This is a genomic window from Variovorax sp. BGA-UO-ETr-C22, from assembly GCF_059567965.1.
The window spans coordinates 2,601,379-2,628,042 of record NZ_JCAQPA010000011.1 but is presented as its reverse complement, the minus strand read 5'-3'; the positions used below and the strand labels follow the sequence as shown (position 1 = coordinate 2,628,042).

Sequence of the window (26,664 nt, the reverse complement as noted above, 5' to 3'; positions counted from 1 at the left end):
AAAGCCCCGGCGGGTGCGGGGCGGGGCGGCGTTCAGGCGCGTGGTTGTTGCATCGCGTTGCGGTACCACTCGTGGAACTGCTGCATGCCGTCTTCCATGGGGCTCTGGTAGGGGCCGGTCTCGTTGTCGCCGCGCAGCATGAGCGCGCGGCGGCCGGCGTCCATGCGCTCGGCGATCTCGTCGTCTTCCACGCAGGTTTCCATGTAGGCGGCCTGCTGGGCCTCGACGAACTCGCGCTCGAAGGCGACGATTTCCTCGGGGTAGAAGAACTCGACCATGTTGAGCGTCTTGGTCGGGCTCACCGGGTGCAGCGTCGACACCGTGAGCACGTGCGGGTACCACTCGATCATCACGTGCGGGTAGTAGGTGAGCCAGATCGCGCCGTACTTCGGCGGCTTGCCGTCGCGGTACTTGAGCAGTTGCTCCTGCCACTTCTGGTAGACCGGGCTGCCCGCGCGGCCCAGGCGGTTGGCCACGCCCACCGTCTGCACCGAGAACTCGGGCTTGAACTCCCAGCGCAGGTCGTCGCAGGTGACGAAGCTGCCCAGGCCGGGATGGAATGGGCCGACGTGGTAGTCCTCGAGGTAGACCTCGATGAAGGTCTTCCAGTTGTAGTTGCACTCGTGCAGCTCGACGCGGTCGAGCGCGTAGCCCGAGAAGTCGAGGTCGGCCTGCGGGCCCAGGCCCGCCATGTCGGCCGCCACGTCACGGCCGCTTCCGTCGGCGTTCTTCTCGAACAGAAGACCGTTCCATTCGGTGAGCGGGTAGTTGTGCAGGTTCAGGCACGGGTCCTGGTCGAAATGCGGGGCGCCGATCAGCGTGCCGGTGGTGCGCGCGTCTTTGGCGGCGTAGGTCCAGCGGTGCAGCGGGCAGACGATGTTGCCGCCGGTCTGGGCGTCGAGCTGGCCCCGGCCCTGCAGGATCAGGGCCTGGCGGTGGCGGCAGACGTTCGAGATGAGCTCCACGCCCTTGGGCGTGTGGACCAGCGCGCGGCCCTGGTGCTCTTGCGGCAGGGTGTGGAAGTCACCCGGCTCGGGCACGGCCAGTCGGTGCCCGACGTAGCGGGGCCCTCGCGCGAAAAGGTTCTGCATTTCGCGGGCGTACAAGGCCTCGTCGAAATACGCGGTAACTGGAAGTTGGCTCGCGGCCTGCTGCAGTTGAAGACTTAAATCAGACATGGAGGACCTGACCAAGCTCCCCACAGGGAGAAAAAAAGAAAAAAACGGAAGGCGCCGTCTGCAAGGGTGACGGCCCGAAGAGGTGTGCCGGTGCGACCGGCGGGGGAAGCGGGGATTGTACCCGGGGGGCATTTTTGCGCCCGCCGGGTTTTTGCCTCGCATGGCCGGGCGTCCTACAGGGTGTTGCAAAGGGTCGCGCACACGTGCGCAGGCTGCCCGGCGGTTCGTTGCGCCCCCGCCCTAAAATGTTCCGTTTCATCCACGATTCGTTGCATGCCCAAGGTGCCTTCTCCTTCCACGACCAGCCCGGCGGCCACGCCCGACACCGGGCCGTTGCCCGCCAGCTACGAAGCCGGGCTCCAGGAACTGGAACAACTGGTTGCAGAACTCGAAGCGGGCCAGTTGCCGCTGGACCAGCTGCTGGGCAGCTACCAGCGCGGCGCCGCACTGCTCGGCTTCTGCCGCGACAAGCTGCAGGCGGTCGAGGACCAGATCAAGGTGCTCGACGCAGGCAGCCTCAAGCCCTGGACGGCCGAATGAGCGCCGTCCCGATGACCTCCACCGCCACCACCCCCTGGGACGCGAAGACGCTGGCCGGCTGGGCCGAGCCCCACCTGGCCACGGTCGAAGCGGCGCTGTCGCGCTGGGTCGGCGTTGATGCACCGGTGCTGCTGGGCGACGCCATGCGCTATGCCGTGCTCGACGGCGGCAAGCGGCTGCGGCCACTGCTGGTGCTCGCGGCCAATGAAGCGGTCGGCGGCAACGCCCACGCCGCGCTGCGTGCGGCCTGCGCCACCGAACTCATCCACGCCTATTCGCTGGTGCACGACGACCTGCCGTGCATGGACAACGACGTGCTGCGCCGCGGCAAGCCCACCGTGCACGTGAAGTTCGGCGAAGCCGACGCGCTGCTGGCGGGCGACGCGCTGCAGGCGCTGGCCTTCGAGCTGCTCGCGCCCGAGGGCGACGAGGTGCCCGCAGCCATGCAGGCCCTGCTGTGCCGCCTGCTGGCGCGCGCCGCCGGCAGCCAGGGCATGGCCGGCGGCCAGGCCATCGACCTGGCCAGCGTCGGCATCGCACTGAACGAAACCCAGCTGCGCGAAATGCACCGCCTGAAGACCGGCGCGCTGCTGCAGGGCAGCGTCGAGATGGGCGCCGCCTGCGGCACCGTGTCGCCGGCCGCGCTGGCGGCGCTGCGCGACTACGGCGCCGCCATCGGCCTGGCGTTCCAGGTGGTCGACGACATCCTCGACGTCACCGCCGACTCGCAAACCCTGGGCAAGACCGCCGGCAAGGACGCCGCGGCCGACAAGCCCACCTACGTGTCGCTGCTCGGCCTGGACGGCGCGCGCGCGCAGGCGAGCCAGCTGCTTGCCGACGCCATCGCCGCGCTGAACAAGAGCGGCCTGGCCGACACCTCGGCACTGCGCGCCCTGGCCCACATGGTGGTCGACCGCGACCGCTGAGAAGAAAAAAGAACCCACCTCCATGGCTCCGCTGCTTCCCACTCTCCACGACCCTTCGCCGATCCGCCAGTACGACCGGGCCCAGCTCAAGCAGCTGTCCGACGAGGTGCGCGCCTGCGTGCTCGACAACGTCTCGCGCACCGGCGGCCACCTGAGCTCCAACCTCGGCACGGTCGAGCTGACGGTGGCGCTGCACCATGTGTTCAACACGCCGCACGACCGGCTGGTGTGGGACGTGGGCCACCAGACCTACCCGCACAAGATCCTCACGGGCCGGCGCGAGCGCATGCCCACGCTGCGCCAGCTCGGCGGCATCTCGGGCTTTCCGCAGCGCACCGAGAGCGAGTACGACACCTTCGGCACCGCCCACTCGTCGACCAGCATCTCGGCTGCGCTCGGCATGGCCATGGCCGCCAAGCAGAAGGGCGAGAAGCGCCATGCCGTGGCCATCATCGGCGACGGCGCGCTCACGGCCGGCATGGCCTTCGAGGCGCTCAACAACGCGGGCGTGTGCGACTGCAAGCTGCTGGTCATCCTGAACGACAACGACATGTCGATCAGCCCGCCGGTGGGCGCGCTCAACCGCTACCTCGCGCAGCTCATGAGCGGCAACTTCTATGCCGCCGCCAAGAGCGTCGGCAAGAGCGTGCTGCGCAACGCGCCGCCGCTGTTCGAGCTGGCCAAGCGCCTGGAGCAGCATGCCAAGGGCATGGTCGTGCCGGCCACGCTGTTCGAGCAGTTCGGCTTCAACTACGTCGGCCCCATCGACGGCCACGACATCGACTCGCTGGTGCCCACGCTCGAGAACCTCAAGCACCTGGACGGCCCGCAGTTCCTGCACGTGGTCACGAAAAAAGGGCAGGGCTACAAGCTCGCCGAGGCCGACCCGGTGGCCTACCACGGCCCGGGCAAGTTCGATCCGCAGGTTGGCCTGGTCAAGTCGACCACGGCCGCCAAGCAGACCTTCACGCAGGTCTTCGGCCAGTGGCTGTGCGACACGGCCGCGCACGACGGCCGCCTCGTGGGCATCACGCCCGCGATGCGCGAAGGCTCGGGGCTCGTGGAGTTCGAGAAGCGCTTTCCTGATCGCTACTACGACGTCGGCATCGCCGAGCAGCACGCCGTCACCTTCGCGGCCGGCTTGGCCTGCGAGGGCCTGAAGCCCGTGGTGGCGATCTACTCGACCTTCCTGCAGCGCGCCTACGACCAGCTGATCCACGACGTGGCGATCCAGAACCTGCCCGTGGTGTTCGCGCTCGACCGCGCAGGCCTCGTGGGCGCCGACGGCGCGACGCACGCGGGCGCGTACGACATCCCGTTCCTGCGCTGCATTCCCAACATGAGCATCGCCTGCCCGGCCGACGAGCGCGAGTGCCGCCAGCTGCTGACGAGCGCCTACGAACAGAACCACCCGGTGGCCGTGCGCTACCCGCGCGGCGCGGGCGCCGGCACCACGCCGCACCTCACGCTCGACGCGCTGCCCTTCGGCAAGGGCGAAGTCCGGCGCGAAGGCCAGCGCATCGCCATCCTCGCCTTCGGCACCTTGCTGTACCCGGCGCTCACGGCGGCCGAGTCGCTCGATGCCACCGTGGTCAACATGCGCTGGGCCAAGCCGCTCGACGTCGAGTTGCTGCTGCAGGTGGCGGGCACGCACGACGCGCTCGTCACGCTCGAAGAGGGCGCCATCATGGGCGGCGCGGGCAGTGCGGTGGTCGAGGCCCTGCAGGCCGCCGGCATCCAGAAGCCGGTGCTGCAACTGGGCCTGCCCGACCGCTTCATCGAGCACGGCGATCCGGCCAAGCTGCTCGCATCGATCGGCCTCGATGCCGACGGCATTGCCGCCGCGATCAAGAAACGCTTCGTTTGACAAGAGGTCGCAGGGTAAACCCCCGCCGGCCACCTGTAAGCGCGTTTTTACAATCAAAAGGACTCACAAAAGTCCCTGACGCGGTCACAAGCCGCGTTTTGTTTTTTCCAAAGCACTCGGAGTGAATTCAATGGATCGTCGTTCCCTCATCAAAAACGCCGGCATCGCGGGCGTTCTGGCTGCCGGCATCGCGCCCGCGGTTCACGCGCAAGCCACCGTTCGCTGGCGTCTCGCATCGAGCTTTCCCAAGTCGCTGGACACCATCTTCGGCACCGCCGAGGTGTTCTCGAAGAGCGTGAGCGACATGACGGGCGGCAAGTTCCAGATCTCCGTGCATGCAGGCGGCGAGCTGATGCCCGCCTTCGGCGTGGTCGACGGCATCCAGAGCGGCGCGGTCGAAATGGCGCACACGGCGCCTTACTACTTCTACGGCAAGGACCCGACCTTCTGCCTGGGTTGCGCCGTGCCCTTCGGCATGAACACCCGCCAGCAGAACGCCTGGATGTACGAAGGCAACGGCCTGAAGCTGATGCGCGCCTTCTACGCCAAGTACAACATCATCAACCTGCCGGGCGGCAACACGGGCGCGCAGATGGGCGGCTGGTTCCGCAAGGAAATCAAGTCGGTCGCCGACCTGAAGGGCCTGAAGTTCCGCACCAACCCGTTCGCCGGCAAGGTGCTCGAGCCTTTCGGCGTGATCCCGCAATCGATCCCCGGTGCCGACCTGTACCCCGCGCTCGAAAAGGGCACGCTGGACGGCCTGGAATGGGTCGGCCCGTACGACGACCAGAAGCTGGGCTTCAACAAGATCGCCCCGTTCTACTACTACCCCGGCTGGTGGGAAGGCGGCCCCGAGCTCGACTTCTACATCAACACCAAGGCATGGGAAAGCCTGTCGGCCGATTTCAAGGCCGTGGTCGAAGCGGCTGCCGCGCACGCCAACATCACGATGACGGCCAAGTACGACGCCAAGAACCCGATCGCGCTCAAGCAGCTCGTGGGCTCGGGCACCAAGCTGCGTCCGTTCTCGCAGGACGTGATGAACGCCGCCTTCAAGTCGGCCCAGCAGATCTACTCGGACCTGAACAACAGCAACCCCGAGTGGAAGAAGATCTACAGCGACTGGTCCAAGTTCCTGGCCGACCAGAACGCCTGGTTCCGCTACACCGAAGGCACCTTCGACCGCTTCATGCAACAGCAGAAGCTGTAAGGCACGCGGCGCCGCAACCCGGCGCTTCGCACCTCTCAAGAAAAAAGCCCCGCCGGTTTCGGCGGGGCTTTTTCATTTGGACGCGGGTTCGGGGGAGGGCGGTGGCGCGGAGGGCAGCGTGCGCATCGCCACCTGCTCGCCGAACGCGATCAGCACCTGCGGGTCGTAGGCATGGAACCAGGTGATGCCGCCGAAGCGCCGGCGCACCAGCAGGCGCGGCGCGATCACGCGCTCGAGCATGCGGATGTGCACCAGCTTGAGCTGCGCCACGTCCTGCGCGCTCACGCGCTTGTTCCACAGCCAGGTCTGCGTCAGCACGTCGCCTTCGAGGCGGGTGCGGCTGTAGACGATCCAGTAGCCGACCCAGATCACGCACAGGCCCGCCACGCCGAAGACGAACAGGCTGGTGGCCGACCAGCTGGTGGTGCGCAGCGACGGCAGGCTCCACAGCGCGAAGGCGAAGAGATCGACCACCAGCACCACTGCCAGCGTGCGCAGCAGCGGCGGGAAGGCGGCGCTTTCGAGCGGGCCGCCTTCGGTCGTTGCGGGGTGGTCTTTCGGGGCGTCGCCGGGGCGGGCGTCGCTCACGGCTTGGAGGCTTCGCCCGCCGCCGGGGCCGCCGGCGCCGGCGTTTCCTCGGGCGTCTTCTGGTTGCCGAACGGGTCTTCCATGTTCACGCCGTTGTCGGTGGCGGGCGGCGCGTTCGGGTCGACCGGCATGTCGAGGTTGACCTTGTCGATGTCGACGACCTTTTCCTTCTCGAGGAACACGGTCACCGTCTGCGGGAAGAAGATCACGATGGCCACCAGCAGCAGCTGCATCACGACCCAGGGCACGGCGCCCAGGTAGATGTCGCGCGACTCCACCTTCTTGGGCAGCGCCCCGTTCTTGAACAGGGTGTCGGCGATGCCCCGTAAATAGAACAGCGCGAAGCCGAAGGGCGGGTGCATGAACGAGGTCTGCATGTTCACGCACAGCAGCACGCCGAACCACACCATGTCGATGCCCAGCTTGTGGGCCACGGGGCCCAGCAGCGGCAGGATGATGAAGGCGATCTCGAAGAAGTCGAGGAAGAACGCCAGGAAGAACACGAAGATGTTGACCGCGATCAGGAAGCCGATCTGGCCGCCCGGCAGGCCCGAGAGCATGTGCTCGATCCACTTGGCACCGTCCACGCCCTGGAACACCAGCGAAAACACGCGCGAGCCGATCAGGATGAACACCACCATCGCCGTCAGGCGCATGGTGCCTTCCATCGCGTCCTTCATCAGCGCCCAGTTCAGGCGCCGGTGAATGAGCGCCAGCACCAGCGCGCCCACCGCGCCCATGGCACCGGCCTCGGTCGGCGTGGCGATGGCCTTGTCCATGAAGGGCAGGCCGCCCATCGAACCGAGCACCGCGAAGATCAGGATGGCCGAGGGAATGATGCCGCGCAGGCACTTGCCCCACAGCGCCCAGCCGTGCAGCGTGCGCGCCGTGGCGGGCAGGCCGGGCACGTAGTGCGGACGGATGCGCGAGACCAGGAAGGTGTAGATCGCGAAGATCACCACCTGCAGGATCGACGGGCCCCAGGCGCCCTTGTACATCTGGCCGACGTCGGTGCCGAGCTGGTCGGCCATGACGATCAGCACCAGCGAGGGCGGCACCAGCTGCGTGATGGTTCCCGAGGCGGCGAGCACGCCGGTCGAGTAGCGCATGTTGTAGCCGTAGCGCATCATGACCGGCAGCGAGATCATCGCCATCGCGATCACCTGGCCGGCCACCGTGCCGGTGATGGCGCCGAGGATGAAGCCCACGATGATCACCGAGTAGCCCAGGCCGCCGCGGATCGGGCCGAAGAGCTGGCCCATCGAGTCGAGCATGTCCTCGGCGAGCCCGCATTTCTCTAACACCGCTCCCATGAGCGTGAAGAACGGAATGGCCAGCAGCGTCTCGTTCGACAGGATGCCGAACACGTTGAGCGGCAGGTTGGCCATGAAGCCGGCCGGGAACCAGCCCATCTCGATGGCGAAGAAGCCGCAGATCAGGCCGAGGGCCGAGAGCGAAAACGCGACCGGAAACCCGATCAGCATGATCACCACGAGCCCCGCGAACATGATCGGGGCGAAATTTTCCATGTGCATGATGTCTACGTGTCCTGCTGTGCGGGAAAGGTCGGGGCGGTCTGGCGAAGCGCGACGAACGCCATCACTGCACCGGCTTCTCGTAGTGCGTGTTCATCTCGATCAGTCCGCGCAGGTAGGCGATGCGCTTGATGATCTCGGCGACACCTTGCAGGAACATCGTGCAGAAACCCACGGGCATCAGCAGCGCGGCGGGCCAGCGGATCAGCCCGCCGATGTTGCCCGACATCTCGCCCGACACCCAGGTGTTCCAGAAGAACGGCCAGGTGAGGTAGGTCAGCAGGCCCATCACCGGCAGCAGGAAGAAGGTCAGGCCGAACAGGTCGACATACACCGGCCCGTGGCCCTTGAGCTTGCCGTAGATGATGTCCACGCGCACATGCTCGTTGAAGCGCAGCACCACCGGCGCACCGAGCATCACGGTGGCGGCGAACAGATACCACTGGATCTCGAGGAAGGCGTTGTTGCTGAAGTCGAAGCCGTACCGGACGAAGGCATTGGCGGCCGAGATGAGCGACGCGGCCAGAACGGCATAGCCGGCAAATTTGCCGAGTTTTTCGCTGACCCAGTCCATGACGGCCGCGAATTTGAGGAATACAGACAAGGGGTGTCTCCCGCGAAGCCCAAGGTGAAGCGCCGGCCCCTGGTGGGGGCTGCGCGCAAAGCCCGCAATGGTATCTCGGTGAACCTTAGTATTGCCTTGACACAAACTCGGGTTTACCCGGAATCCGCGTCGGCAGAGGGCCTGTCGGGCGGTCGCCATAATGGCCCATGTCTTCGAGCCCGCCGCCTTCGACGCCCTTCGGTGCGGCGAGCCCGCCCCTGTCGATCGACTCCCCCGACATGCGCCGCGCCGGCCGCGACCTGCTCTCGCTGGCCCTCATCGATGCGCGCAACCACACGCTGCACCTGCTGTCCCTGTTCGAACAGGCGTTGGGCGAAGCCATGCGCGTGCCGCCGCAGCCGGGCGTGGTGCCGCCGGTCTGGCTGGCGGGCCACATCGGCTGGTTCGCCGAATGGTGGATCGGGCGCAACACCCAGCGCGCCTTCGGCATCGACTGCCCCGTGCGCCCCACGCGGCTGGCCGCCATCGACCCCGACGCCGACGACTGGTGGAACCCGGCCCAGGGCGCGGCCGATCGCTGCTGGTCGCCCGACCTGCCGGGCCTGGGCCAGACCAAGGCCTACCTGCTCGAAACCCTCGAGAGCACGCTCGAGCTGCTCGAGAACGCCGCCGAGACCGATGCCGGCCTGTACTTCTACCGGCTGGCGCTGTTCCATGAAGACCTGCGCGGCGAACAGCTCGTGGTGCTGGCGCAGACGCTGGGCCTGCCGCTGAACATCGAGCAGCCGCCCACCGCCGTCACGCGCGAGCCGCTGCTGCTGCCGGCCACACGCTGGGAGCTCGGCCTGCCCGAGCACAGCGGCTTCCTGTTTGCGCAAGAGGGCGCGGCGCACCGCGTCGACGTGCCCGAGTTCGAGATCGACGCCCAGCCCGTCACCTGGGACCAGTACATCGAGTTTGTCGACGACGGCGGCTACGACCGCGAGGAGCTGTGGCACAGCGACGGCTGGCGCTGGCTCGCCGCGCAGACCGAAGGCCGGCGCGGGCCGCGCCATGTGGAGCAGATCGGCGTGGCGCGCAACGGCACCGGCGGCTCGGTGCTGCAACAGCGCTTCGGCGTCACCGTGCGCGCGGCCGGGCACCACAGCGCCGTGCACCTGAGCTGGTGGGAGGCCGACGCCTGGGCGCGCTGGGCCGGCCGCCGTATCGCGACCGAGGTCGAATGGGAGATCGCGGCCCACACGGCGGCGCGGCGCGGCTTTCGCTGGGCCGACGTGCACGAGTGGACCGCAGGCACGCTGCAGCCCTGGCCGGGCTTCCGGGCCGATCCGTGGAGCGCCGGTGGCGAGTTCGATCCGGTGGCCGCCTTCGGCCGTGCGCGCGTGCTGCGCGGCGCCTCGTTCGCGACGCGTGCGCGCCTGCGCTCGCCGCGTCGCCGTGGCTTTGCGCTTCCCGATGCCGACGACGGCTTCTACGGTTTTCGCACCTGCGCGCTGTAGCCGCCTTCAGGGCCGTTCGCCGCCAGCCTCCGACGACAGCGGCGGCGCCACTTCCTCCAGCGGCTTGCGCTCCGCATCGGCTGCGTAGCGCAGCGCCAGCAGCCCCGCGACGATGACCAGCACGGCGCCGATCAGGTAGCCCACCATCACCGCGCCGCGGCTGCCGGTCTCGATCAGCATCCCGAACAGCACCGGCGCCACGAAGCCGCCCGCGCCCATGCCGATGGCATAGAAGATCGCGATGGCCATGGCGCGCATCTCGAGCGGGAACACCTCGCTCACCGTCAGGTAGGCCGAGCTGGCCGCCGCCGACGCAAGAAAGAACACCGCCGACCAGCACAGCGCCTGGCTGCGCGCGTCGAGCCAGCCCTGCATGAAGGCCCAGCCCGTGAGCGCCAGGCCCACGCCGGCCAGCACATAGGTGAGCGCGATCATCCTGCGCCGGCCCACGCTGTCGAACAGCGGGCCCAGCAGCAGCGGCCCGAGCACGTTGCCAAGCGCGAACGGAAAGATGTACAGCGCCACGCGGCCCTCGGCCACGCCGTAGAAGCGCGTGAGCACCAGCGCGTAGGTGAAGAAGATCGCGTTGTAGAAAAAGGCCTGCGACACCATCAGCGCCGTCGCCACCACGCTGCGCGCCGGGTAGCGCCGCAGCAGCACGCGCGCCACTTCGCGCATCGACGGGCTTTTGGGGCGCGCGGCGGTGTACATCACGTGGCCGTGCGCGGCGGGCAGTGGCCCGTGCTGCGCCGCCACCTCGGCCTCGATGCCCGCGACGATGCGCTCGGCCTCATCCGCGCGTCCGTGCGCGATGAGCCAGCGCGGGCTCTCGGGCACGTGGCGGCGCACCAGCAGGATCGCCACCGCCAGCACCGCGCCCAGCGCGAAGCCCGCGCGCCAGCCCCACACGGGGCCGATCACGCGCGCATCGAGCAGCACGAGGCTCAGCGCCGCGCCGAGCGCCGCACCGATCCAGAAGCTGCCGTTGATCGCGAGGTTGACGCGCCCGCGCACGCGCGCCGGAATGAGCTCGTCGATGGCCGAATTGATGGCCGCGTACTCGCCGCCGATGCCCAGCCCGGTGACGAAGCGGCACAGCGCAAAGAAGGCGAAGTTGGGTGAGAAGGCCGTGGCCAGCGTGCCCAGCGTGTAGACCACCAGCGTGAGAAGGAACAGCTTCTTGCGCCCGAGCCGGTCGGTGAGCCGGCCGAAGACCAGCGTGCCGATCACCGCGCCCGCGATGTAGATCGATCCCGACCAGCCGATTTCTGCGGCAGTGAGCCCGAGCGTGTCGGGCCGCTCCAGCACCGCGCCGATGGAGCCCACCAGCGTGACCTCGAGGCCGTCGAGGATCCAGGCCACGCCCAGCGCGATCACCACGCGCCAATGCCAGCGCGACCACGGCAGGCGGTCCAGGCGGGCAGGGATGTCGCTGCGCAGAACCGTCATGCGGGGCATTATGCGAAGCGCATCACCCCCTCGCTGTAGGACCGGTGCTGCAATGCGCCGGTCCGCTCACAGGTGCTTCAGGCCGCGACGGCCGCCGTCACCTGCCGGATGCCCATGGCTTTCAGCGTGTCGGCAATGGCCGCCACCGCGCCCGGGATGCCCGCGTCGCCGAAGTGCCCCATGCAGCCCACGCGGAAGGTCTCGACCTGCGTCAGTTTGCCGGGGTAGAGGATGTAGCCGCGCTTCTTCACCTCCTGGTAGAAGGTCTTGAAGTCGTAGTTGGCATCGTCGGGCGCATGGAAGGTGACGATGATCGGCGCCTGGATGGCCGGGTCGAGGAAAGGCCGGAAGCCCAGCGTGGCGAGGCCGTCGACCAGCGCCTTGCAGTTGCGCGTGTAGCGCCCGCCGCGCGCGGGCAGGCCGCCTTCCTCGATGTACTGCGCAATGGCGGTGTCGAGCGCGGCCACCACGTGCGTGGGCGGCGTGAAGCGCCACTGCGTGGTCTTCTCCATGTAGACCCACTGGTCGTACAGGTCCATGCTCAGCGAGTGGCAGTTGCCTTCGCACTTTTCGAGCGTGCTGCGCTTGATGACGACGAAGCCCATGCCCGGCACGCCTTCGAGGCACTTGCCCGAAGCGGCGACCACGGCGTCGAAGGGCGTCTTGCGCGCATCGATCTCCAGCGCGCCGAAGGAGCTCATTGCATCGATGATCAGGCCGCGCCCGTGCCTGGCGACGACCAGCGCGATCTCGTGCAGCGGGTTGAGCACGCCGGCGCCGGTTTCGCAGTGCACCACCGCGACGTGCGTGATACTGGGGTCGGCTGCGAGCGCGCGGTCGACGTCGGCGGGCGAGACCTGTTTCTCTTCGGTGTAGTCGATGGTGGTGAGCTTGCGGCCCAGCACCTTGCAGATCTTGGCCAGGCGCTGGCAGTAGGCGCCGTTGCTCGGCACCAGCACATGGCCGTTGCGCGGCACGATCGTGCCGATGGCTGCTTCGACCGAGAAGGTGCCGCTGCCTTGCAGGGGCACGCATTCGTGCGTGCCCGTGCCGTGCACGATGTTGAGCACTTCCTTGCGGATGCGCGCCGTGATCTGGTTGAAGTCGGCGTCCCATGAACCCCAGTCGCGCAGCATCGCTTGGCGGGTGCGGTCCGAGGTGGTCAGGGGGCCGGGCGTGAGCAGGATGGGGTGGGCGGCTTGACTCATGGTGTCTCCAGGCAGGGAAAGGGAATGAGGGGCAAAAGGGGGCGAAGGGTGAAGCGTTCGTTCAGCCGCGGCCGAGGTTGCGCCAGGCCTGCGTGCGTGCGAGCAGCACGCGGGTGAGCAGCGCGTAGGCGATGCACACCAGCGTCGAGGTGACGACGATCAGGCTGGCCAGCGCGGCGGCCGGGCCGATGTCGCCGGCGTCGTCCAGGTGCATGATCGCGACCGACGCCAGGATGGTCTCCGGCGTGTACAGGAAGATGGCGCACGACAGGCTGGCCATCGACACCACGAAGAAGTAGCGCCCGATGTCCAGGATGGCCGGCAGGCACACCGGCACCGTCACGCGCAGGAAGGTCTTGAAGAACGGCACCTTGAGCGACGCCGACACGGCCTCGAACTCGTTGTCGATCTGCTTGAGCGCCGTCACCGCCGTGAGGTGGCTCGAGGTGTAGTAGTGCACCACCATCGAGATGACCAGGATCGCCATCGTCTGGTACAAAAAGTTCAGCGGGTTGGCCGGATGGTTGAAGAACATCACGTAGCCCAAGCCCAGCACCAGGCCCGGCACCGCCATCGACAGCACCGCCATCAGGTGCATGCCCTTGCGCATGAGGCCCAGGTTGCGCGTCTTCTCGATCAGGTAGGCGCCCACGAACACGATGAGCGAGCCGGCCACCGCGGTGACCATGGCCACGAGCAGGCTGTTGCCGTAGGCGGCGGCCATGTCGCTTTCCACCAGCACGAAGTGGTAGTGCTTGAGCGTGAACGACAGGTCGTAGGGCCACAGAGAGATCGCCGAGGTGTAGATTGCCATGCCGATGGTGGCCAGCAGCAGGCTGCAGACCACGGTGCAGAACAGCGTGAGCAGCGCATCGGCCACCTTGCGCGGCTTGGGCGTGTAGGGCACCGAGCGCGCCGTGAGCTGCGCCTTCAGCTTGCGCCGCACCACGTAGTCGATCACGAAGGAAATGATCGACGGAACGAGCAGCAGCATGCCCACCACCGCACCGATGGAGAAGTTGTGCTGGCCCACCACCTGCTTGAACACGTCGACCGACAGCACGTTGAAGTTGCCGCCGATGACCTTGGGCGCGCCGAAGTCGCTCACCACGTAGGTGAAGACCACGGTGGCCGCGCTGATCAGGCCGTACTTGCACGAGGGCAGGGTGATCGTCATGAACTGGCGCAGGGGCCGCGTGCGCAGCGCGGTGGCCGCCTCGTACAGCCGGCCGTCGGCCAGCGACAGCGCGGTGACCAGGATCATCAGCGCGTGCGGAAAGGTGTTGTAGACCTCGGCCAGGATGATCCCGGGCGCGCCGTAGATCGAGGCGCCGCCCAGCAGGAACTTGAGCGCGCCCTGGTTGCCGAACCACTGCACGAACGAGATGGCCGACAGCAGCGAGGGCGCGAGCAGCGGAATGAGCGCGATGAGGCGGAACACCGCCTTCAGCGGCGCCGGCATGCGGCTGCGCGTGAGCGCGTAGGCGAACACGAAGGCCGTGGGCACCGAGATCATCACCACCGCGGCCGACACCCACACCGAGTTCCAGGCCGCGCGCAGCAGGCTCGGCGTCTGGAAGTAGGTGATGAAATGGGCCAGGCCGACGAAGCGGCCGTTCTTGTCCTGCACCGCGTGGGCCAGGATGGTCAGCAGCGGCGCGATGAGGAACACGAACAGCATCGCCATCACCACGAAAAGGATGGCGCGCGCGATGGTCTCGTCGCGGCTCCAGCGCAAGGCTGGGCGTGCGGCGAGCACAGGGCGGGGGTGTGCCAGCGTGTTCATGGCTTGGCGGTGCGCGCGGCAAAGGCGCGGATGCGGTTGGCGCGCAGGGCGATGTCGATCGTGTTGCCCTCGCGGATGTCCAGGTCGTGCAGCTGGTTCAGCGAGAAGTGCAGGCCCAGCGTCTGGCCGTGCAGCGCGTCGGCCGTCACTTCGGCAATGCACAGGCCGCCCAGGAACTCGACCTTCGTGACCTTGGCCTGCAGGCGATTCGGCGTGTCCTCGCGCAGGTGTTCCACCGCACGGTCTTCGGGCCGCAGGTACAGGTTGACGGCGTCGCCGGGCTCGAAGGCGCCGTCGCAGGCGTCGCACTGCAGCTCCATGTCGCCGACCTGGAAGCGCTGGTTGCCCAGCGCCATCGCGCGCAGCACGTTGACCTTGCCCACGAAGTCGGCCACGAAGGGCGTGGCCGGCTGCTCGTAGATTTCCATCGGCGTGCCGACCTGCTCGATCACGCCGTGGTTCATCACCACGATGCGGTCGGCCATCGACAGCGCTTCTTCCTGGTCGTGCGTGACCATGATGGTCGTGATGCCGACCTGCTTCTGCAGCCGGCGGATCTCGCCGCGCAGGCGAATGCGCTCCAGCGCGTCGAGCGCCGACAGCGGCTCGTCCAGCAACAGCAGGCCCGGCCGCGTGGCCAGCGCACGGGCCAGGGCCACGCGCTGTTGCTGGCCGCCCGAGAGCTGGCTCGGGTACTTGGCGCCCGAGGTCGGCAGGCCGACCAGCTTCAGCAGCTCGTCGACGCGCGCCTTGATCTCGCCGCGCTTCGCACGGCTGTTGACGAGGCCGTAGCCCACGTTCTCGGCGATCGACAGGTTGGGAAAGAGCGCGTACGACTGGAACACGATGCCGTAGTCGCGCTTGTCCGGCGACAGCCACGAGACGTCCTTGCCGTTCTGCAGGATCTGCCCGGCGGTCTGCGTCTCCAGGCCCGCGATGATGCGCAGCAGCGTGGTCTTGCCGCAGCCCGAGGGGCCGAGAAAGCACAGCATCTCGCCCGGGTTCACGCGCAGGTGCACGTCGCGCAGCGCGCTGAAGGTCTCGAAGTCCTTGCGAACGCCGACGATCTCGAGGGCCGCGGGCGGGGCCGAGGTGGGAGTCAACTGGCTGGCGATGAAGCGGGTGTCGGTCATGTCCATTTTTCGCACTCGTCGTTGGAGGGCGTCACCAGCTGCGGCGGCACCCTTGAATTGAAAACCGGGGGATGCCGTCGGGCTTATTTGGGTTCGGCCTTGCCTTCGTAGCGCTTGCTCCACTCCGCGAGGATGCGTTCGCGGTTCTTGGCGGCCCAGTTCAGGTCGTTCTTGGCCAGCAGCTTCTCGTAGTTGTCCGGAATGCCTTCGAGCTTGGAGACCACGCCCGGGTAGGCGACCACCGCCCACCAGCGCGCGCTGATCTGGTTGGCTTCCTTGCTCGCCATCCAGTCGGCAAAGCGCTTGCCTTGCGCCAGCTTCGTGCTGGTCTTCATGAGGCTGGTGGCCTCGATGTCCCAGCCCAGGCCTTCCTTGGGGAAGATCAGGTCGACCGGCGCGCCCGACTTCTTCACCTGGTGCGCGCGGAACTCGAACGAGATGCCGATGGGGAACTCGCCCGCGCCCGCCTGCTTGCAGGGCTTGGAGCCCGAGTGCACGTACTGCGCGATGTTCTGGTGCAGCGCGTCCATGTACTTCCAGCCTTCGGCGTCGCCCATGTTCTGCAGCCAGTACGACACGTCGAGGTAGCCGGTGCCGCTGGAGGCGGGGTGCGGCATCGAGATCGTGCCCTTGTAGATGGGCTTGGTCAGGTCCTTCCAGCTCTCGGGCTTGGGCAGGCCGAGCTTCTTGGCCTCGACCGTGTTGAAGCAGATGGTGGCGGCCCACACGTCCATGCCGACCCAGGCGGGCGGGCGGGCTGCGTCGGAGTACGCGGGGTTCAGCTCCTTGAAGCCCTTGGGCTCATAAGGAAGCAGCATGCCTTCCTGCTGCAGCAGCGCCAGGCTGCTGGCGGCCAGGCCGGCCACCACGTCGGCCTGCGGGTTGGCTTTTTCGGCCAGCAGCTTGGCGGTGACGATGCCGGTGGAGTCGCGCACCCACTTCACCTCGATGTCGGGGTTGGCCTTCTCGAACGCGTCCTTGTAGAGCTTCATGGCGTCGGTCTCGAGCGCCGTGTAGACCAGGAGCGGCGTCTTTTGCGCCCACGCACTGCCGGACATGAGGCCGAGGGCCGCAACACACAGGGCGGCCGTGAGACGGCGCGTGCTTTGTTTCATCGTCATCTGTTTCTCCTGAAAGGCTGGCTGTCACTGAAGAAGGGTGAGGGCTGGCGCCGGCGCGAGGGTGGGCAACGCCATCCGGTGTTTGCAATGTAGGTTGCTGATTGATGACTGTCAATAAAAAATTGTTGACAGTTGACGATCCTTCGGGAAAATACGCCCCATGGTCACCAGCAATCACTCCGCCGCCCTCGCGTTCCTCCAGTCCAGCTCGCTGCCGATGCTGATGCAGGAAGAAATCGAGCGTTTGATCATGACGGGCGAGCTCCCTGTGGGCAGCCGCATCAACGAGAGCGAGCTCTCGCAGCGCTTCAACACCAGCCGCGGCCCGATCCGCGAGGCGTTGCGTGCGCTGGAAGAGGCGGGCCTCGTGCGCAACGAGAAGAACCGCGGCGTCTTCGTGCGCGAGATCGCGTTCGAGGAGGCCGACGAGATCTACGAATTGCGCGAGGCGCTGGAAGAAATCATCGGCCGGCGCGTGGCCCTGGCCATCCAGCCCGACGCGGTGGAGCGCCTGCGCGCCATGGTCGACGCCATGCGCTCGGCGGCCCAGGCGCAGGACGTGGAGCAGTACGCGCAGCTAAACCTGCAGTTCCACGAGATCCTGCTCGACACCGCCGGCAGCAAGAAGCTCACCGAAACCTACAAGCGGCTCGTCAAGGAGTTGCACCTTTTCAGAATGCGCGCGCTCGACAGCGGCGGCGGCCTGCGGGTCTCGGCCGACGAGCACAGCCACATCGTCGACGCCATCGCCAGCGGCAACCCCGACACGGCAGGGCGCGCACTGCGTGAACACGTGGCCGGCAGCCGCGCACGCATGCACAAGGCCTTCGGCCGCATCGACAGCGATGCGGCCACTTCCAGCAACACCACCGCTACCCCGAACCACCCACCCCAAAAGGAAGTCTGAAATGACACCGGAGACACTTGAAGTCAATGCCAGGAGCTATCGCTGGATGGCGCGTCCGATCGTGGTCGTGTGCGTGGACGGCTGCGAGCCGGCGTACCTCGACGCGGCCATCGAAGCCGGCGTGGCGCCCTACATCGCCCGCATGCGCAAGGACGGCGCCGACCTGCTCGCCGATTGCGTCGTGCCCTCGTTCACCAACCCCAACAACCTGTCGATCGTGACCGGCGCACCGCCGGCCGTGCACGGCATCTGCGGCAACTACTTCTTCGACCGCGAGCTGGGCCAGGAAGTGATGATGAACGACCCCAAGTACCTGCGCGCCGGCACGGTGCTGGCTGCGTTTGCCGACGCGGGCGCCAAGCTCGCGGTGGTCACGGCCAAGGACAAGCTGCGCAAGCTGCTGGGCCACAAGATGAAGGGCATCTGTTTCTCGTCCGAGAAGTCGGACCAGGTGACGATGGAAGAGAACGGCATCGACAACGTGCTCGACATGGTCGGCATGCCCGTGCCCTCGGTCTACAGCGCAGAGCTGTCGGAGTTCGTGTTCGCGGCTGGCGTGAAGCTCATGGAATCGCGCCGCCCTGACCTGATGTACCTGTCGACCACCGACTACGTGCAGCACAAGGCCGCGCCGGGCAGCCCCGCAGCGAACGCCTTCTACCAAATGATGGACGGCTACCTCGCGCAGCTCGACGCGCTGGGCGCGACCATCGTGCTCACGGCCGACCACGGCATGAACGACAAGCACGGCGCCGACGGCTCGCCCAACGTGATCTACCTGCAGGACGTGCTCGACGGCTGGTACGGCGCTGAAAAGGCCCGCGTGATCCTGCCGATCACCGACCCCTACGTGGTGCACCACGGCGCGCTCGGTTCCTTCGCCACCGTGTACGCACCGGACGAAGCCAGCGTGCCGGGCTGGATCGAACGCATCAAGGGCATTCCGGGCATGGAGCTCGTGCTCTCGCGCGCCGAAGCCGCCAAGCGCTTCGAGCTGCCGCCGGACCGCATCGGCGACATCGTGGTGGTGAGTGAGCAGAGCACCGTCATCGGCACCGCCGCCAGCCGCCATGACCTGTCGGCACTCGAAGTGCCGCTGCGTTCGCACGGTGGTGTCTCGGAGCAGAAGGTGCCGCTGATCTGCAACCGCCCGGTCGAAGGCATTGCACCCGGGCGCCGGCTGCGCAACTTCGATGCGCTCGACCTCGCCCTGAACCACGCACGCTGACACCGCACGGAGCACTCATGAGCCAAGCCATCCTGAAGCCAGGCACCGTCCACCGCGAAGCGCTGCGCATCGCCGGCGAGAAAGTCCATCGCGACCGCACCATCGAGGTCACCTACCCGTACACCGGCGAGGTGATCGCCACCGTGCCCAAGGCCACGCTGGACGACGTGCGCAACGCCCTGCGCATCGCCCGCGACTACAAGCCCACGCTCACGCGCTACGAGCGCTACAAGATCCTCATGCGCGCCGGCGAGATCATCGCTTCGCGCCTGGATGAAATGTCGCGCACCATCACGCTCGAATCGGGCCTGTCGCGCAAGGACTCGCTGTACGAAGTGGGCCGCGCCTCCGACGTGCTGCTGTTCGCCGCCAACCAGGCGCTGGTGGACGACGGCCAGGTGTTCTCCTGCGACCTCACGCACCACGGCAAGAGCCGCAAGGTCTACACGATGCGCGAGCCGCTCTTGGGCGCCATCACCGCCATCACGCCGTTCAACCATCCGCTGAACCAGGTGATCCACAAGGTGGCGCCGGCCATTGCGACCAACAACCGCATCGTGCTCAAACCCAGCGAGAAGACGCCGCTCACGGCCTTCCTGCTGGCCGACATCCTGTACGAGGCGGGCCTGCCGCCGCAGATGCTGTCGGTGCTCACGGGTGACCCCAAGGAGATCGCCGACGAGCTGCTGACCAATGCCGATGTCGACCTCGTCACCTTCACCGGCGGCGTGCCCATCGGCAAGTACATTGCGGGCAAGGCCACCTACAAGCGCCAGATCCTTGAGCTGGGTGGCAACGACCCGATCATCGTGATGGAAGACGCGGACATCGAGGAGGCTGCGACGCTGGCCGCCAACGGGTCGTACAAGAACTCGGGGCAGCGTTGCACAGCGGTGAAGCGCATGCTGGTGCACGAAGCCGTGGCCGATCGCTTTGTCGAGCTGCTGGTGCAGAAGACCAAGGCCTTGAAGTACGGCGACCCGATGGACCCCGACACCGACATGGGCACCGTGATCGACGAGGCGGCTGCGAAGCAGTTCGAAGCCGTGGTCAACGAAGCCATCGCGGCCGGCGCCAAGCTCTTGTACGGCAACGAACGCCGCGGCGCGCTGTACTCGCCCACCGTGCTCGACCACGTCGATCCCGAGATGACCGTCGCCAAGCACGAGACCTTCGGCCCCGTGTCGCCCGTCATCCGCTTCAAGAACATCGACGAGGCGATCCGCATCTCCAACGGCACCGCCTACGGCCTGTCGTCCTCGATCTGCACCAACCGGCTGGACTACATCACGCGCTTCATCCGCGAGCTGAACGTGGGCAGCGTCAATGTGCGCGAGGTGCCCGGCTACCGCCTGGAGCTCACGCCCTTCGGCGGCATCAAGGACTCGGGCCTGGGCTACAAGGAAGGCGTGCTCGAAGCGATGAAGAGCTTCACCAACACCAAGACCTATTCGCTGCCCTGGTAACCATGAGCCTCAGCATCCCCGACATCGTCGGCCTCTTCGAGACCAAGGGCCATGCGCAGTACGACGGCGAGCCGGTCACGCAGCTGGAGCACGCGCTGCAGTCCGCGCACCTGGCCGAGCAGGAGGGGGCGGACAGCGCGCTGATCGCCGCCGCCCTGCTGCACGACCTGGGCCACCTGCTGCACGACTTCGGCGGCACGCCGACGCAGCAGGGCCTGGACGACCTGCACCAGTACCGCTGCCTGCCGTTCCTGCGTGCGCTGTTCGGCCCGGCCACGCTGGAGCCGATCCGGTTGCATGTGGACGCCAAGCGCTTCCTGTGCGCGCGCGTGCCCGGCTACCTGGAGGCGCTGTCGCCCGACTCGAAGCGCAGCCTGCAACTGCAGGGCGGCGTCTTCGACGAGGCGCAGGCCCAGGCTTTCGAGACGCTGCCGTATGCAATGGACGCAGTGCGCCTGCGGCAGTGGGACGACACGGCCAAGTTGGCCGATGCCGACATGCCCGGCCTCGCGCATTTCGTGCGCCACCTCGAGATCAGTTCCGCCGGCCACCGGCAAGCCCTCACCACCGCTTAAGGCACACGGATGCGCCCCTTCTGGATCGAACAAGCGCTCTTCAACGATGGCGATCTGGCACCGGCGCTGCAAGGTGAAACCAGCGCCGACGTCTGCATCGTCGGTGGCGGCTTCACCGGCCTGTGGACGGCCATCCAGGCCAAGCTGCAGGCGCCCGCGCTGGACATCGTCATTCTCGAAAGCGACTTGTGCGGCGCCGGCGCCAGCGGGCGCAACGGCGGTTGCCTGCTCACCTGGTCGGCCAAGTTCCTGACCCTGCGGCGGCTGTTCGGCGAAGACGAGGCGGTGCGTCTCGTGAAGGCGTCGGAAGCGGCGGTGGGGCACATCGCCGACTTCTGCGCGGCGCACGGCATCGACGCCGAGCTGCGGCGCGACGGCACGCTCTACACGGCGACCTCGCAGGCGCAGATCGGCACGCTCGATCCGATGATGCAGGCGCTGGAGGCGCGCGGCATCCACTCGTACCACGCGCTGCCGCCCGACGAGGTGGCGCGGCGCTCGGGTTCTGCGCGCAACCTGGCCGGCGTGTACTCGCCGATCGCCGCCACCGTGCATCCGGGCAAGCTGGTGCGCGGGCTGCGGCGCGTGGCGCTGGCCATGGGCATCCGCATCCACGAGCGCACGCCCATGCTCGACTTCAGCACCGACCAGCCCGTGCTGGTGCGCACGCCGACCGGGCGCGTGCGCGCGAAGAAACTGGTGCTCGCGATGAACGCGTGGATGGCCAGCCGCTTTCCGCAGTTCGAGCGGACCATCGCCATCGTGTCGAGCGACATGATCATCACCGAGCGCTGCCCGGAGCTGCTGCAGCAGATCGGGCTGACCGACGGCGTGTCGGTGCTCGACTCGCGCACCTTCGTGTACTACTACCGCAGCACGGTCGACGGCCGCATCATGCTGGGCAAGGGCGGCAACACCTTCGCCTGGGGCGGCCGCATGGCCAAGGTGTTCGACGAGCGCTCGCCGTACGAGGCCGAGCTCACGCAGGCGCTGCATTCCTTCTTCCCGGCACTGAGCAACACGCCGATCACCGCGAGCTGGAACGGCCCGTCCGACCGCTCGGTGACCGGCTTTCCGTTCTTCGGCAAGCTCGATGGCGCGCCGCACATCTACTACGGCTTCGGCTACTCGGGCAATGGGGTGGGGCCGACCTACATGGGCGGGCAGATCCTGTCGTCGCTGGTGCTCGACCAGGACAACGCATGGACGCGCAGCCCGATCACGGGCGGGCCACTGGGCTACTTTCCGCCGGAGCCCATGCGCTATGTGGGCTCGATCGTCGTGCGCAACGCGATCCGCCGCAAGGAACGCGCTGAGGATGAGGACCGCCAGCCATGGCTGGTGGACCGCATGCTCAGCAAGCTCGCGAACGCCGCAGGCAAGGCTGATAAGGCCTGACCTGCGGAGACCACATCAACGGTTCGAGGGGAACGAGAACATCGTGCCCTCGCGCACGCCGGCCGAGGGCCAACGCTGCGTGACGGTCTTGCGCTTGGTGTAGAAGCGCACGGCGTCGGGGCCGTAGGCGTGCAGGTCGCCGAACAGCGAACGCTTCCAGCCGCCGAACGAGTGGTACGCCACGGGCACCGGCAGCGGCACGTTGATGCCGACCATGCCGACCTGGATGTTGTCGCTGAACCAGCGCGCGGCCTCGCCGTCGCGCGTGAAGATGCAGGTGCCGTTGCCGTACTCGTGCGCGTCGATCAGGTCCATGGCTTCCTGCAGCGTCTTCACGCGCACCACGCCGAGCACCGGGCCGAAGATTTCTTCCTGGTAGATCGTCATGCCGGGCTTGACGTGGTCGAACAGGCAGGCGCCCAGGTAGTAGCCGCCTTCGTGGCCTTCGACCTGGATGCCGCGGCCGTCGACCACCAGCTTGGCGCCGGCGGCCACGCCCGCGTCGACGAAGGCCTTGACCTTCTCGAAGTGCGGCTGGGTGACCAGCGGGCCCATGTCGTTGCCGTTGTCGGTGCCGGGGCCGACCTTCATCTTGGCGATCTCGACCTTCAGGCCTTCGACCACCGCGTCGGCCGTGGCGTCGCCCACGGCCACCACCAGCGGGATCGCCATGCAGCGCTCGCCGCACGAGCCGTAGGCCGCGCCCATGAGCGCGCTCACGGCGTTGCCGATGTCGGCATCAGGCATCACCACCGCGTGGTTCTTGGCGCCGCCGAGTGCCTGCACGCGCTTGCCGTGGGCCGTGCCCGTGGTGTAGATGTATTCGGCGATGGGCGTGGAGCCCACGAAGCTCACGGCCTTCACGCGGCGGTCGGTCAGCAGCGTGTCGACCGCTTCCTTGTCGCCGTTGACCACGTTCAGCACGCCCGGCGGCAGGCCGGCCTGCAGCGCGAGTTCGGCCATGAACAGCGTGGAGGAGGGCGTGCGCTCCGAGGGCTTGAGCACGAAGGTGTTGCCGCAGGCCACGGCCATCGGCCACATCCACAGCGGCACCATGACGGGGAAGTTGAACGGCGTGATGCCGGCCGCCACGCCCATGGCCTGGAACTCGCTCCACGAGTCGATCGACGGGCCCACGTTCTTGCTGTGCTCGCCCTTGAGCAGCTCGGGCACGTAGCTGGCGTACTCGACGTTCTCGATGCCGCGCTGCAGCTCGCCGTGCGCGTCGGCCAGCACCTTGCCGTGCTCGGCGGTGATCAGCGCGGCGATGGTGTCGGCGTTTTCTTCGAGCAGCGTCTTCAGGCGGCTCATCACGCGGGCGCGCTTGAGCGGCGGCGTGTTGCGCCAGGCCGGGAAGGCGGCCTGCGCCGAGGCGATGGCCTGCTCGACCGTGAGCTTGTCGGCGAGTGCCACGCTCTTGGCCGACAGGCCGGTGGCGGGGTCGAACACCGGCTGCACGCGGCTGCCGCCGCCGACGTGCTTGCCGTCGATGAAGTGGCCGATGGTGGCGGTGACGTTCTTGTCGTGTTGCATGTCTTGGTATCTCGAAAGGGGATCAGTTGGTTTCGGCGAGGGCGTCGGCGAGGGCGTTGACCATGCGGTCGATCTCGGCCTTCTCGGCGATGAACGGCGGGGCGAGCTGGATCGTGTCGCCGCCGTAGCGCACGTAGAAGCCCTTCTTCCAGCAGTTCATCGCGATCTCGTAGGGACGGCGTGCGGGCTCGCCCGGCAGCGCGGCGATGGTGATGCCGGCGGCCAGGCCGTAGTTGCGGATGTCGGCGACGTGCTTGCTGCCCTTCAGGCTGTGCACGGCGTTCTCGAAGTGCGGGGCCAGCGTCTGCACGCGGCCGATCATGTCTTCCTTCTGGAGCACGTCGAGCGCGGCGATGCCGGCGGCGCAGGCCACGGGGTGCGCGCCGTAGGTGTAGCCGTGCGGGAACTCGAGCATGTACTCGGGGCCGCCGGCGGCCATGAAGGTGTCGTAGATGTCCTTGCTGGCCACCACCGCGCCCAGCGGCTGCGCGCCGTTGGTGACTTGCTTGGCGATGTTCATGATGTCGGGCGTGACGCCGAAGGCATCGGCGCCCGTGAGCGCGCCGCAGCGGCCGAACCCGGTGATCACTTCGTCAAAAATCAGCAGGATGTTGTTCGCCGTGCAGATGTCGCGCAGGCGCTTCAGGTAGCCCTTGGGCGGAATCACCACGCCGGCTGAGCCCGCGAAGGGCTCGACGATCACAGCCGCGATGGTCGAGGCGTCGTGCAGCGCAATCAGGTCGAGCAGGCGGTCGGCCAGCTCGGCGCCGCTTTCGGGCATGCCGCGCGAGAAGGCATTGCTGGCCAGCTGCGTGTGCGGCAGGTGGTCGGCCTCGACGCCCTGGCCGAACAGCTTGCGGTTGGCCGCGATGCCGCCCACCGAGATGCCGCCGTAGTTCACGCCGTGGTAGCCCTTCTCGCGGCCGATCAGGCGCGTCTTGCCGGCCTGGCCCTTGGTGCGCCAGTAGGCGCGCGCCATCTTCAGCGAGGTGTCGGCGGCTTCGGAGCCCGAGCCGGTGAAGAACACGTAGTCCAGGCCGGCAGGCGTCAGTTCCTTGATCTTGTTGGCCAGCTCGAACGAGAGCGGGTGGCCGAACTGGAAAGCGGGCGAGTAGTCGAGCCTGGCGATCTGGCGGCTCACCGCCTCGGTGATCTCGGGGCGGCCGTGGCCCAGGCCCGAGCACCACAGGCCCGACAGGCCGTCGAAGATCTTGCGGCCGTCGTTGTCGGTGAAGTAGGCGCCCTTGGCCTCCACGATGATCCGCGGATCGGCCTTGAAGTTGCGGTTGCCGGTGTAGGGCATCCAGTGCGCCTCGAGCCAGGCGGCGTCGGTGCGCGCGGTGGGCGTGGGTTCGATGGCGGGTGTGGCGAGGGTCATGGCGCATCCCGCGCAAGGCGGGCTCCGGGGGTGAAGGGATGTGCCGATTGTTCGCAACGCCTTCAGTGTGGAGAATGGCGCAATATCAATGTTCACTTGACGATCCATGCAAGTAAAGGCCAAGGCCTCGCCCGCCACCGAAACCAGTGCCCAGGGCACCCGCAACCGCGCCGTGCTGGGGCAGCTCAGCGACATGGATTTGCGCCTGCTCAAGGTGTTCAAGAGCGTGGTCGACTGCGGCGGCATGGCGGCCGCCGAGCTGGAGCTGAACATCGGCACCTCCACCGTGAGCCGCCACGTGAAAGACCTGGAAACCCGCCTGGGCCTCGTGCTGTGCCGGCGCGGCCGGGCGGGCTTTGCGCTCACGGCCGAGGGCCAGCGCGTGTACGACGAGACGCTGCGCCTGCTGGCCTCGGTCGACGCCTTTCGCGGCAGCATCGACGACATCCACAACCGCATGGGCGGGCAGCTCGACGTGGCGCTGTTCGACAAGACCGCGACCAACCCGAAGGCGCGCATCGGCGAGGCCATTGCGCGTTTCACCGAGATCGCGCCCGAGGTGAACCTGGCGGTGCACGTGGGCTCCATCAACGCCATCGAGCAGGGCGTGCTGGAGGGCAACTTCCAGATCGGCATCATCCCGGCGCACCGCAGCTCGAAGAGCCTGGTGTATGCCGACCTGTTCGACGAGACCATGCTGCTGTACTGCGGCGTGGGGCATCCGCTGTTCGACAGCCCGCACGGCAAGCTCACCTGGTCGAAGCTGGGCGAACACCATTTCGCGGGGCTGGGATACCACTCGCCGAACATGGAACTGAGCCACCGGGCGAGGCTGTCGCGCAAGGCGACGGGGTTCGACCAGGAGGCGATTGCGACGCTGATCCTGTCGGGGCGCTTCCTGGGCTTCTTGCCCGACCACTACGCGCAGGTGTTCGAGCAGCGCGGGCTCATGAAGGCGGTGCTGCCGGCGCGTTTCAACTATGCGTGCCGGTTTGTGAGCCTGCTGCGGCGGTCGCCGAAGCCTTCACGGGCGGTGTTGGCGTTTCAGGCGTGCCTGGAGAAGGCGCATGGCGATGCGAAGATCTGAAGGCACCGAAACCACCCAAGATGACCGAAACACCACTGCGTATTCGCCCTGCACTTGCGTCGGAACACCGGGCACTCGAAGACTTGCAGCGGCGCGCATCGCTCGCGAACCCCGGCGATCGCGAGGCGATTCAGTCCGACCCGGACGCCATCGAACTGCCTCTGGCCCAGATCGTCGATGGCCGGGTGTTCGTGGCAGAGATCCATGGCGTGACGGCGGGGTTCGCTGTCGTGCTGCCCAACGATGACGGCAGCGCCGAACTCGATGGGTTGTTCGTCGAGCCCGAGGCATGGCGTCGCGGCATCGGCAAGGCATTGGTCGCGCACTGTGTCGAGCTTTCCCGGCGCCAGCGTGCATCGGCACTCCACGTCACCGGCAATCCACACGCCGGGTCGTTCTACTTTCGATGCGGATTCGAGGCGAACGGCACTGTCGCCGTGCGCTTCGGCAGGGCCGAGCGGTTCCGCAAGGTCTTCTAGACCTTTGT

23 protein-coding genes are annotated in these 26,664 nt (G+C 67.4%); 12 read left to right on the top strand and 11 right to left on the bottom strand.

What is annotated here, in order from left to right:
* Positions 1–32: 32 nt before the first annotated feature.
* Positions 33–1,178 carry an aromatic ring-hydroxylating oxygenase subunit alpha gene (locus tag AC57B8_RS32305; protein ID WP_095744298.1) on the bottom strand — a complete coding sequence of 382 codons (1,146 nt, stop codon included), beginning with the start codon at positions 1,176–1,178 and terminating at the stop codon, positions 33–35.
* 273 nt (positions 1,179–1,451) lie between these two features.
* Between AC57B8_RS32305 and xseB the strand changes: the two genes are divergently transcribed.
* From xseB to AC57B8_RS32285, 4 genes are all read left to right on the top strand, one after another.
* The gene (xseB, locus tag AC57B8_RS32300; RefSeq protein WP_496481843.1) at positions 1,452–1,718 is read left to right on the top strand and encodes an exodeoxyribonuclease VII small subunit; all 267 of its coding nucleotides are present in this window, start codon (positions 1,452–1,454) and stop codon (positions 1,716–1,718) included.
* Positions 1,715–2,644, top strand: coding sequence for a polyprenyl synthetase family protein (locus AC57B8_RS32295; protein WP_496481842.1), 930 nt, complete (start codon positions 1,715–1,717; stop codon positions 2,642–2,644). Before xseB ends, AC57B8_RS32295 begins: the two co-directional genes overlap by 4 nt.
* 22 nt (positions 2,645–2,666) lie before the next feature.
* Positions 2,667–4,511 carry a 1-deoxy-D-xylulose-5-phosphate synthase gene (gene dxs, locus AC57B8_RS32290; protein ID WP_070061821.1) on the top strand — a complete coding sequence of 615 codons (1,845 nt, stop codon included), beginning with the start codon at positions 2,667–2,669 and terminating at the stop codon, positions 4,509–4,511.
* A gap of 130 nt (positions 4,512–4,641) precedes the next feature.
* Positions 4,642–5,721: a TRAP transporter substrate-binding protein gene (locus tag AC57B8_RS32285; protein WP_062468808.1), complete on the top strand. Its 1,080-nt coding sequence runs from the start codon at positions 4,642–4,644 to the stop codon at positions 5,719–5,721.
* Positions 5,722–5,793: 72 nt separating this feature from the next.
* Here AC57B8_RS32285 and AC57B8_RS32280 read toward each other — a convergent pair whose 3' ends face one another.
* The 3 genes from AC57B8_RS32280 to AC57B8_RS32270 all read right to left on the bottom strand — a co-directional run bounded on the left by AC57B8_RS32280 (position 5,794) and on the right by AC57B8_RS32270 (position 8,448).
* Positions 5,794–6,309, bottom strand: coding sequence for a hypothetical protein (locus tag AC57B8_RS32280; protein ID WP_496481841.1), 516 nt, complete (start codon positions 6,307–6,309; stop codon positions 5,794–5,796).
* Positions 6,306–7,844 (bottom strand): TRAP transporter large permease, encoded by a 1,539-nt coding sequence (locus tag AC57B8_RS32275; protein WP_062468805.1) that lies wholly within the window; start codon positions 7,842–7,844, stop codon positions 6,306–6,308. Before AC57B8_RS32275 ends, AC57B8_RS32280 begins: the two co-directional genes overlap by 4 nt.
* A gap of 64 nt (positions 7,845–7,908) precedes the next feature.
* Positions 7,909–8,448, bottom strand: a complete 540-nt coding sequence (locus AC57B8_RS32270; RefSeq protein WP_070061823.1) for a TRAP transporter small permease subunit — start codon at positions 8,446–8,448, stop codon at positions 7,909–7,911.
* A gap of 167 nt (positions 8,449–8,615) precedes the next feature.
* Between AC57B8_RS32270 and AC57B8_RS32265 the strand changes: the two genes are divergently transcribed.
* The gene (locus tag AC57B8_RS32265) at positions 8,616–9,908 is read left to right on the top strand and encodes an SUMF1/EgtB/PvdO family nonheme iron enzyme (RefSeq protein ID WP_496481840.1); all 1,293 of its coding nucleotides are present in this window, start codon (positions 8,616–8,618) and stop codon (positions 9,906–9,908) included.
* A 6-nt stretch (positions 9,909–9,914) separates the two neighbouring features.
* Here the strand turns inward: AC57B8_RS32265 and AC57B8_RS32260 are convergent, their stop codons facing one another.
* The 5 genes from AC57B8_RS32260 to AC57B8_RS32240 form a co-directional block, all read right to left on the bottom strand.
* Positions 9,915–11,357: an MFS transporter gene (locus AC57B8_RS32260; RefSeq protein ID WP_496481839.1), complete on the bottom strand. Its 1,443-nt coding sequence runs from the start codon at positions 11,355–11,357 to the stop codon at positions 9,915–9,917.
* 77 nt (positions 11,358–11,434) lie between these two features.
* Positions 11,435–12,565 carry a 2-aminoethylphosphonate--pyruvate transaminase gene (locus tag AC57B8_RS32255; RefSeq protein WP_095946854.1) on the bottom strand — a complete coding sequence of 377 codons (1,131 nt, stop codon included), beginning with the start codon at positions 12,563–12,565 and terminating at the stop codon, positions 11,435–11,437.
* Between the two features lie 61 nt (positions 12,566–12,626).
* Positions 12,627–14,351: a putative 2-aminoethylphosphonate ABC transporter permease subunit gene (locus AC57B8_RS32250; RefSeq protein WP_070061827.1), complete on the bottom strand. Its 1,725-nt coding sequence runs from the start codon at positions 14,349–14,351 to the stop codon at positions 12,627–12,629.
* Positions 14,348–15,490 (bottom strand): putative 2-aminoethylphosphonate ABC transporter ATP-binding protein, encoded by a 1,143-nt coding sequence (locus AC57B8_RS32245; protein ID WP_070061828.1) that lies wholly within the window; start codon positions 15,488–15,490, stop codon positions 14,348–14,350. The genes AC57B8_RS32250 and AC57B8_RS32245 overlap by 4 nt, the downstream gene beginning before the upstream one ends.
* Positions 15,491–15,567: 77 nt before the next feature.
* Positions 15,568–16,605, bottom strand: a complete 1,038-nt coding sequence (locus AC57B8_RS32240; protein WP_095946855.1) for a putative 2-aminoethylphosphonate ABC transporter substrate-binding protein — start codon at positions 16,603–16,605, stop codon at positions 15,568–15,570.
* A 160-nt stretch (positions 16,606–16,765) separates the two neighbouring features.
* Here AC57B8_RS32240 and AC57B8_RS32235 point away from each other — a divergent pair, with 160 nt between their 5' ends.
* The 5 genes from AC57B8_RS32235 to AC57B8_RS32215 are packed head-to-tail and all read left to right on the top strand — an operon-like array spanning position 16,766 to position 22,179.
* On the top strand, positions 16,766–17,512 hold the full coding sequence (locus AC57B8_RS32235) for a phosphonate utilization associated transcriptional regulator (RefSeq protein WP_496481838.1): 747 nt from the start codon (positions 16,766–16,768) through the stop codon (positions 17,510–17,512).
* Between the two features lies 1 nt (position 17,513).
* Positions 17,514–18,740: a phosphonoacetate hydrolase gene (gene phnA / locus AC57B8_RS32230; RefSeq protein WP_095946856.1), complete on the top strand. Its 1,227-nt coding sequence runs from the start codon at positions 17,514–17,516 to the stop codon at positions 18,738–18,740.
* 17 nt (positions 18,741–18,757) lie between these two features.
* Positions 18,758–20,206, top strand: a complete 1,449-nt coding sequence (gene phnY / locus AC57B8_RS32225) for a phosphonoacetaldehyde dehydrogenase (protein ID WP_139701867.1) — start codon at positions 18,758–18,760, stop codon at positions 20,204–20,206.
* 2 nt (positions 20,207–20,208) lie between these two features.
* On the top strand, positions 20,209–20,781 hold the full coding sequence (locus tag AC57B8_RS32220) for a phosphonate degradation HD-domain oxygenase (RefSeq protein ID WP_496481837.1): 573 nt from the start codon (positions 20,209–20,211) through the stop codon (positions 20,779–20,781).
* Between the two features lie 9 nt (positions 20,782–20,790).
* Positions 20,791–22,179, top strand: coding sequence for an FAD-dependent oxidoreductase (locus AC57B8_RS32215; RefSeq protein WP_496481836.1), 1,389 nt, complete (start codon positions 20,791–20,793; stop codon positions 22,177–22,179).
* Positions 22,180–22,194: 15 nt separating this feature from the next.
* Here the strand turns inward: AC57B8_RS32215 and AC57B8_RS32210 are convergent, their stop codons facing one another.
* Both AC57B8_RS32210 and aptA read right to left on the bottom strand, forming a co-directional pair.
* A complete protein-coding gene (locus AC57B8_RS32210; RefSeq protein ID WP_095744313.1) occupies positions 22,195–23,712 on the bottom strand; it encodes a CoA-acylating methylmalonate-semialdehyde dehydrogenase in 1,518 nt (505 codons plus the stop codon).
* Between the two features lie 22 nt (positions 23,713–23,734).
* Positions 23,735–25,090 carry an omega-aminotransferase AptA gene (aptA, locus tag AC57B8_RS32205; protein WP_496481835.1) on the bottom strand — a complete coding sequence of 452 codons (1,356 nt, stop codon included), beginning with the start codon at positions 25,088–25,090 and terminating at the stop codon, positions 23,735–23,737.
* 106 nt (positions 25,091–25,196) lie between these two features.
* Here aptA and AC57B8_RS32200 point away from each other — a divergent pair, with 106 nt between their 5' ends.
* Together AC57B8_RS32200 and AC57B8_RS32195 are read left to right on the top strand one after the other, a co-directional pair.
* Positions 25,197–26,177, top strand: a complete 981-nt coding sequence (locus tag AC57B8_RS32200; protein WP_496481834.1) for a LysR family transcriptional regulator — start codon at positions 25,197–25,199, stop codon at positions 26,175–26,177.
* A gap of 20 nt (positions 26,178–26,197) precedes the next feature.
* The gene (locus AC57B8_RS32195; RefSeq protein WP_307584872.1) at positions 26,198–26,656 is read left to right on the top strand and encodes a GNAT family N-acetyltransferase; all 459 of its coding nucleotides are present in this window, start codon (positions 26,198–26,200) and stop codon (positions 26,654–26,656) included.
* Positions 26,657–26,664 lie beyond the last annotated feature (8 nt).

Coding starts and splice junctions, on each gene's coding strand:
- AC57B8_RS32305 (WP_095744298.1), bottom strand. CDS start 1,178: ATGTCTGATTTAAGTCTTCAACTGCAGCAGGCCGCGAGCCAACTTCCA.
- xseB (WP_496481843.1), top strand. CDS start 1,452: ATGCCCAAGGTGCCTTCTCCTTCCACGACCAGCCCGGCGGCCACGCCC.
- AC57B8_RS32295 (WP_496481842.1), top strand. CDS start 1,715: ATGAGCGCCGTCCCGATGACCTCCACCGCCACCACCCCCTGGGACGCG.
- dxs (WP_070061821.1), top strand. CDS start 2,667: ATGGCTCCGCTGCTTCCCACTCTCCACGACCCTTCGCCGATCCGCCAG.
- AC57B8_RS32285 (WP_062468808.1), top strand. CDS start 4,642: ATGGATCGTCGTTCCCTCATCAAAAACGCCGGCATCGCGGGCGTTCTG.
- AC57B8_RS32275 (WP_062468805.1), bottom strand. CDS start 7,844: ATGCACATGGAAAATTTCGCCCCGATCATGTTCGCGGGGCTCGTGGTG.
- AC57B8_RS32265 (WP_496481840.1), top strand. CDS start 8,616: ATGTCTTCGAGCCCGCCGCCTTCGACGCCCTTCGGTGCGGCGAGCCCG.
- AC57B8_RS32260 (WP_496481839.1), bottom strand. CDS start 11,357: ATGACGGTTCTGCGCAGCGACATCCCTGCCCGCCTGGACCGCCTGCCG.
- AC57B8_RS32255 (WP_095946854.1), bottom strand. CDS start 12,565: ATGAGTCAAGCCGCCCACCCCATCCTGCTCACGCCCGGCCCCCTGACC.
- AC57B8_RS32250 (WP_070061827.1), bottom strand. CDS start 14,351: ATGAACACGCTGGCACACCCCCGCCCTGTGCTCGCCGCACGCCCAGCC.
- AC57B8_RS32245 (WP_070061828.1), bottom strand. CDS start 15,490: ATGGACATGACCGACACCCGCTTCATCGCCAGCCAGTTGACTCCCACC.
- AC57B8_RS32240 (WP_095946855.1), bottom strand. CDS start 16,605: ATGACGATGAAACAAAGCACGCGCCGTCTCACGGCCGCCCTGTGTGTT.
- AC57B8_RS32235 (WP_496481838.1), top strand. CDS start 16,766: ATGGTCACCAGCAATCACTCCGCCGCCCTCGCGTTCCTCCAGTCCAGC.
- phnA (WP_095946856.1), top strand. CDS start 17,514: ATGACACCGGAGACACTTGAAGTCAATGCCAGGAGCTATCGCTGGATG.
- phnY (WP_139701867.1), top strand. CDS start 18,758: ATGAGCCAAGCCATCCTGAAGCCAGGCACCGTCCACCGCGAAGCGCTG.
- AC57B8_RS32220 (WP_496481837.1), top strand. CDS start 20,209: ATGAGCCTCAGCATCCCCGACATCGTCGGCCTCTTCGAGACCAAGGGC.
- AC57B8_RS32215 (WP_496481836.1), top strand. CDS start 20,791: ATGCGCCCCTTCTGGATCGAACAAGCGCTCTTCAACGATGGCGATCTG.
- AC57B8_RS32210 (WP_095744313.1), bottom strand. CDS start 23,712: ATGCAACACGACAAGAACGTCACCGCCACCATCGGCCACTTCATCGAC.
- aptA (WP_496481835.1), bottom strand. CDS start 25,090: ATGACCCTCGCCACACCCGCCATCGAACCCACGCCCACCGCGCGCACC.
- AC57B8_RS32200 (WP_496481834.1), top strand. CDS start 25,197: ATGCAAGTAAAGGCCAAGGCCTCGCCCGCCACCGAAACCAGTGCCCAG.
- AC57B8_RS32195 (WP_307584872.1), top strand. CDS start 26,198: ATGACCGAAACACCACTGCGTATTCGCCCTGCACTTGCGTCGGAACAC.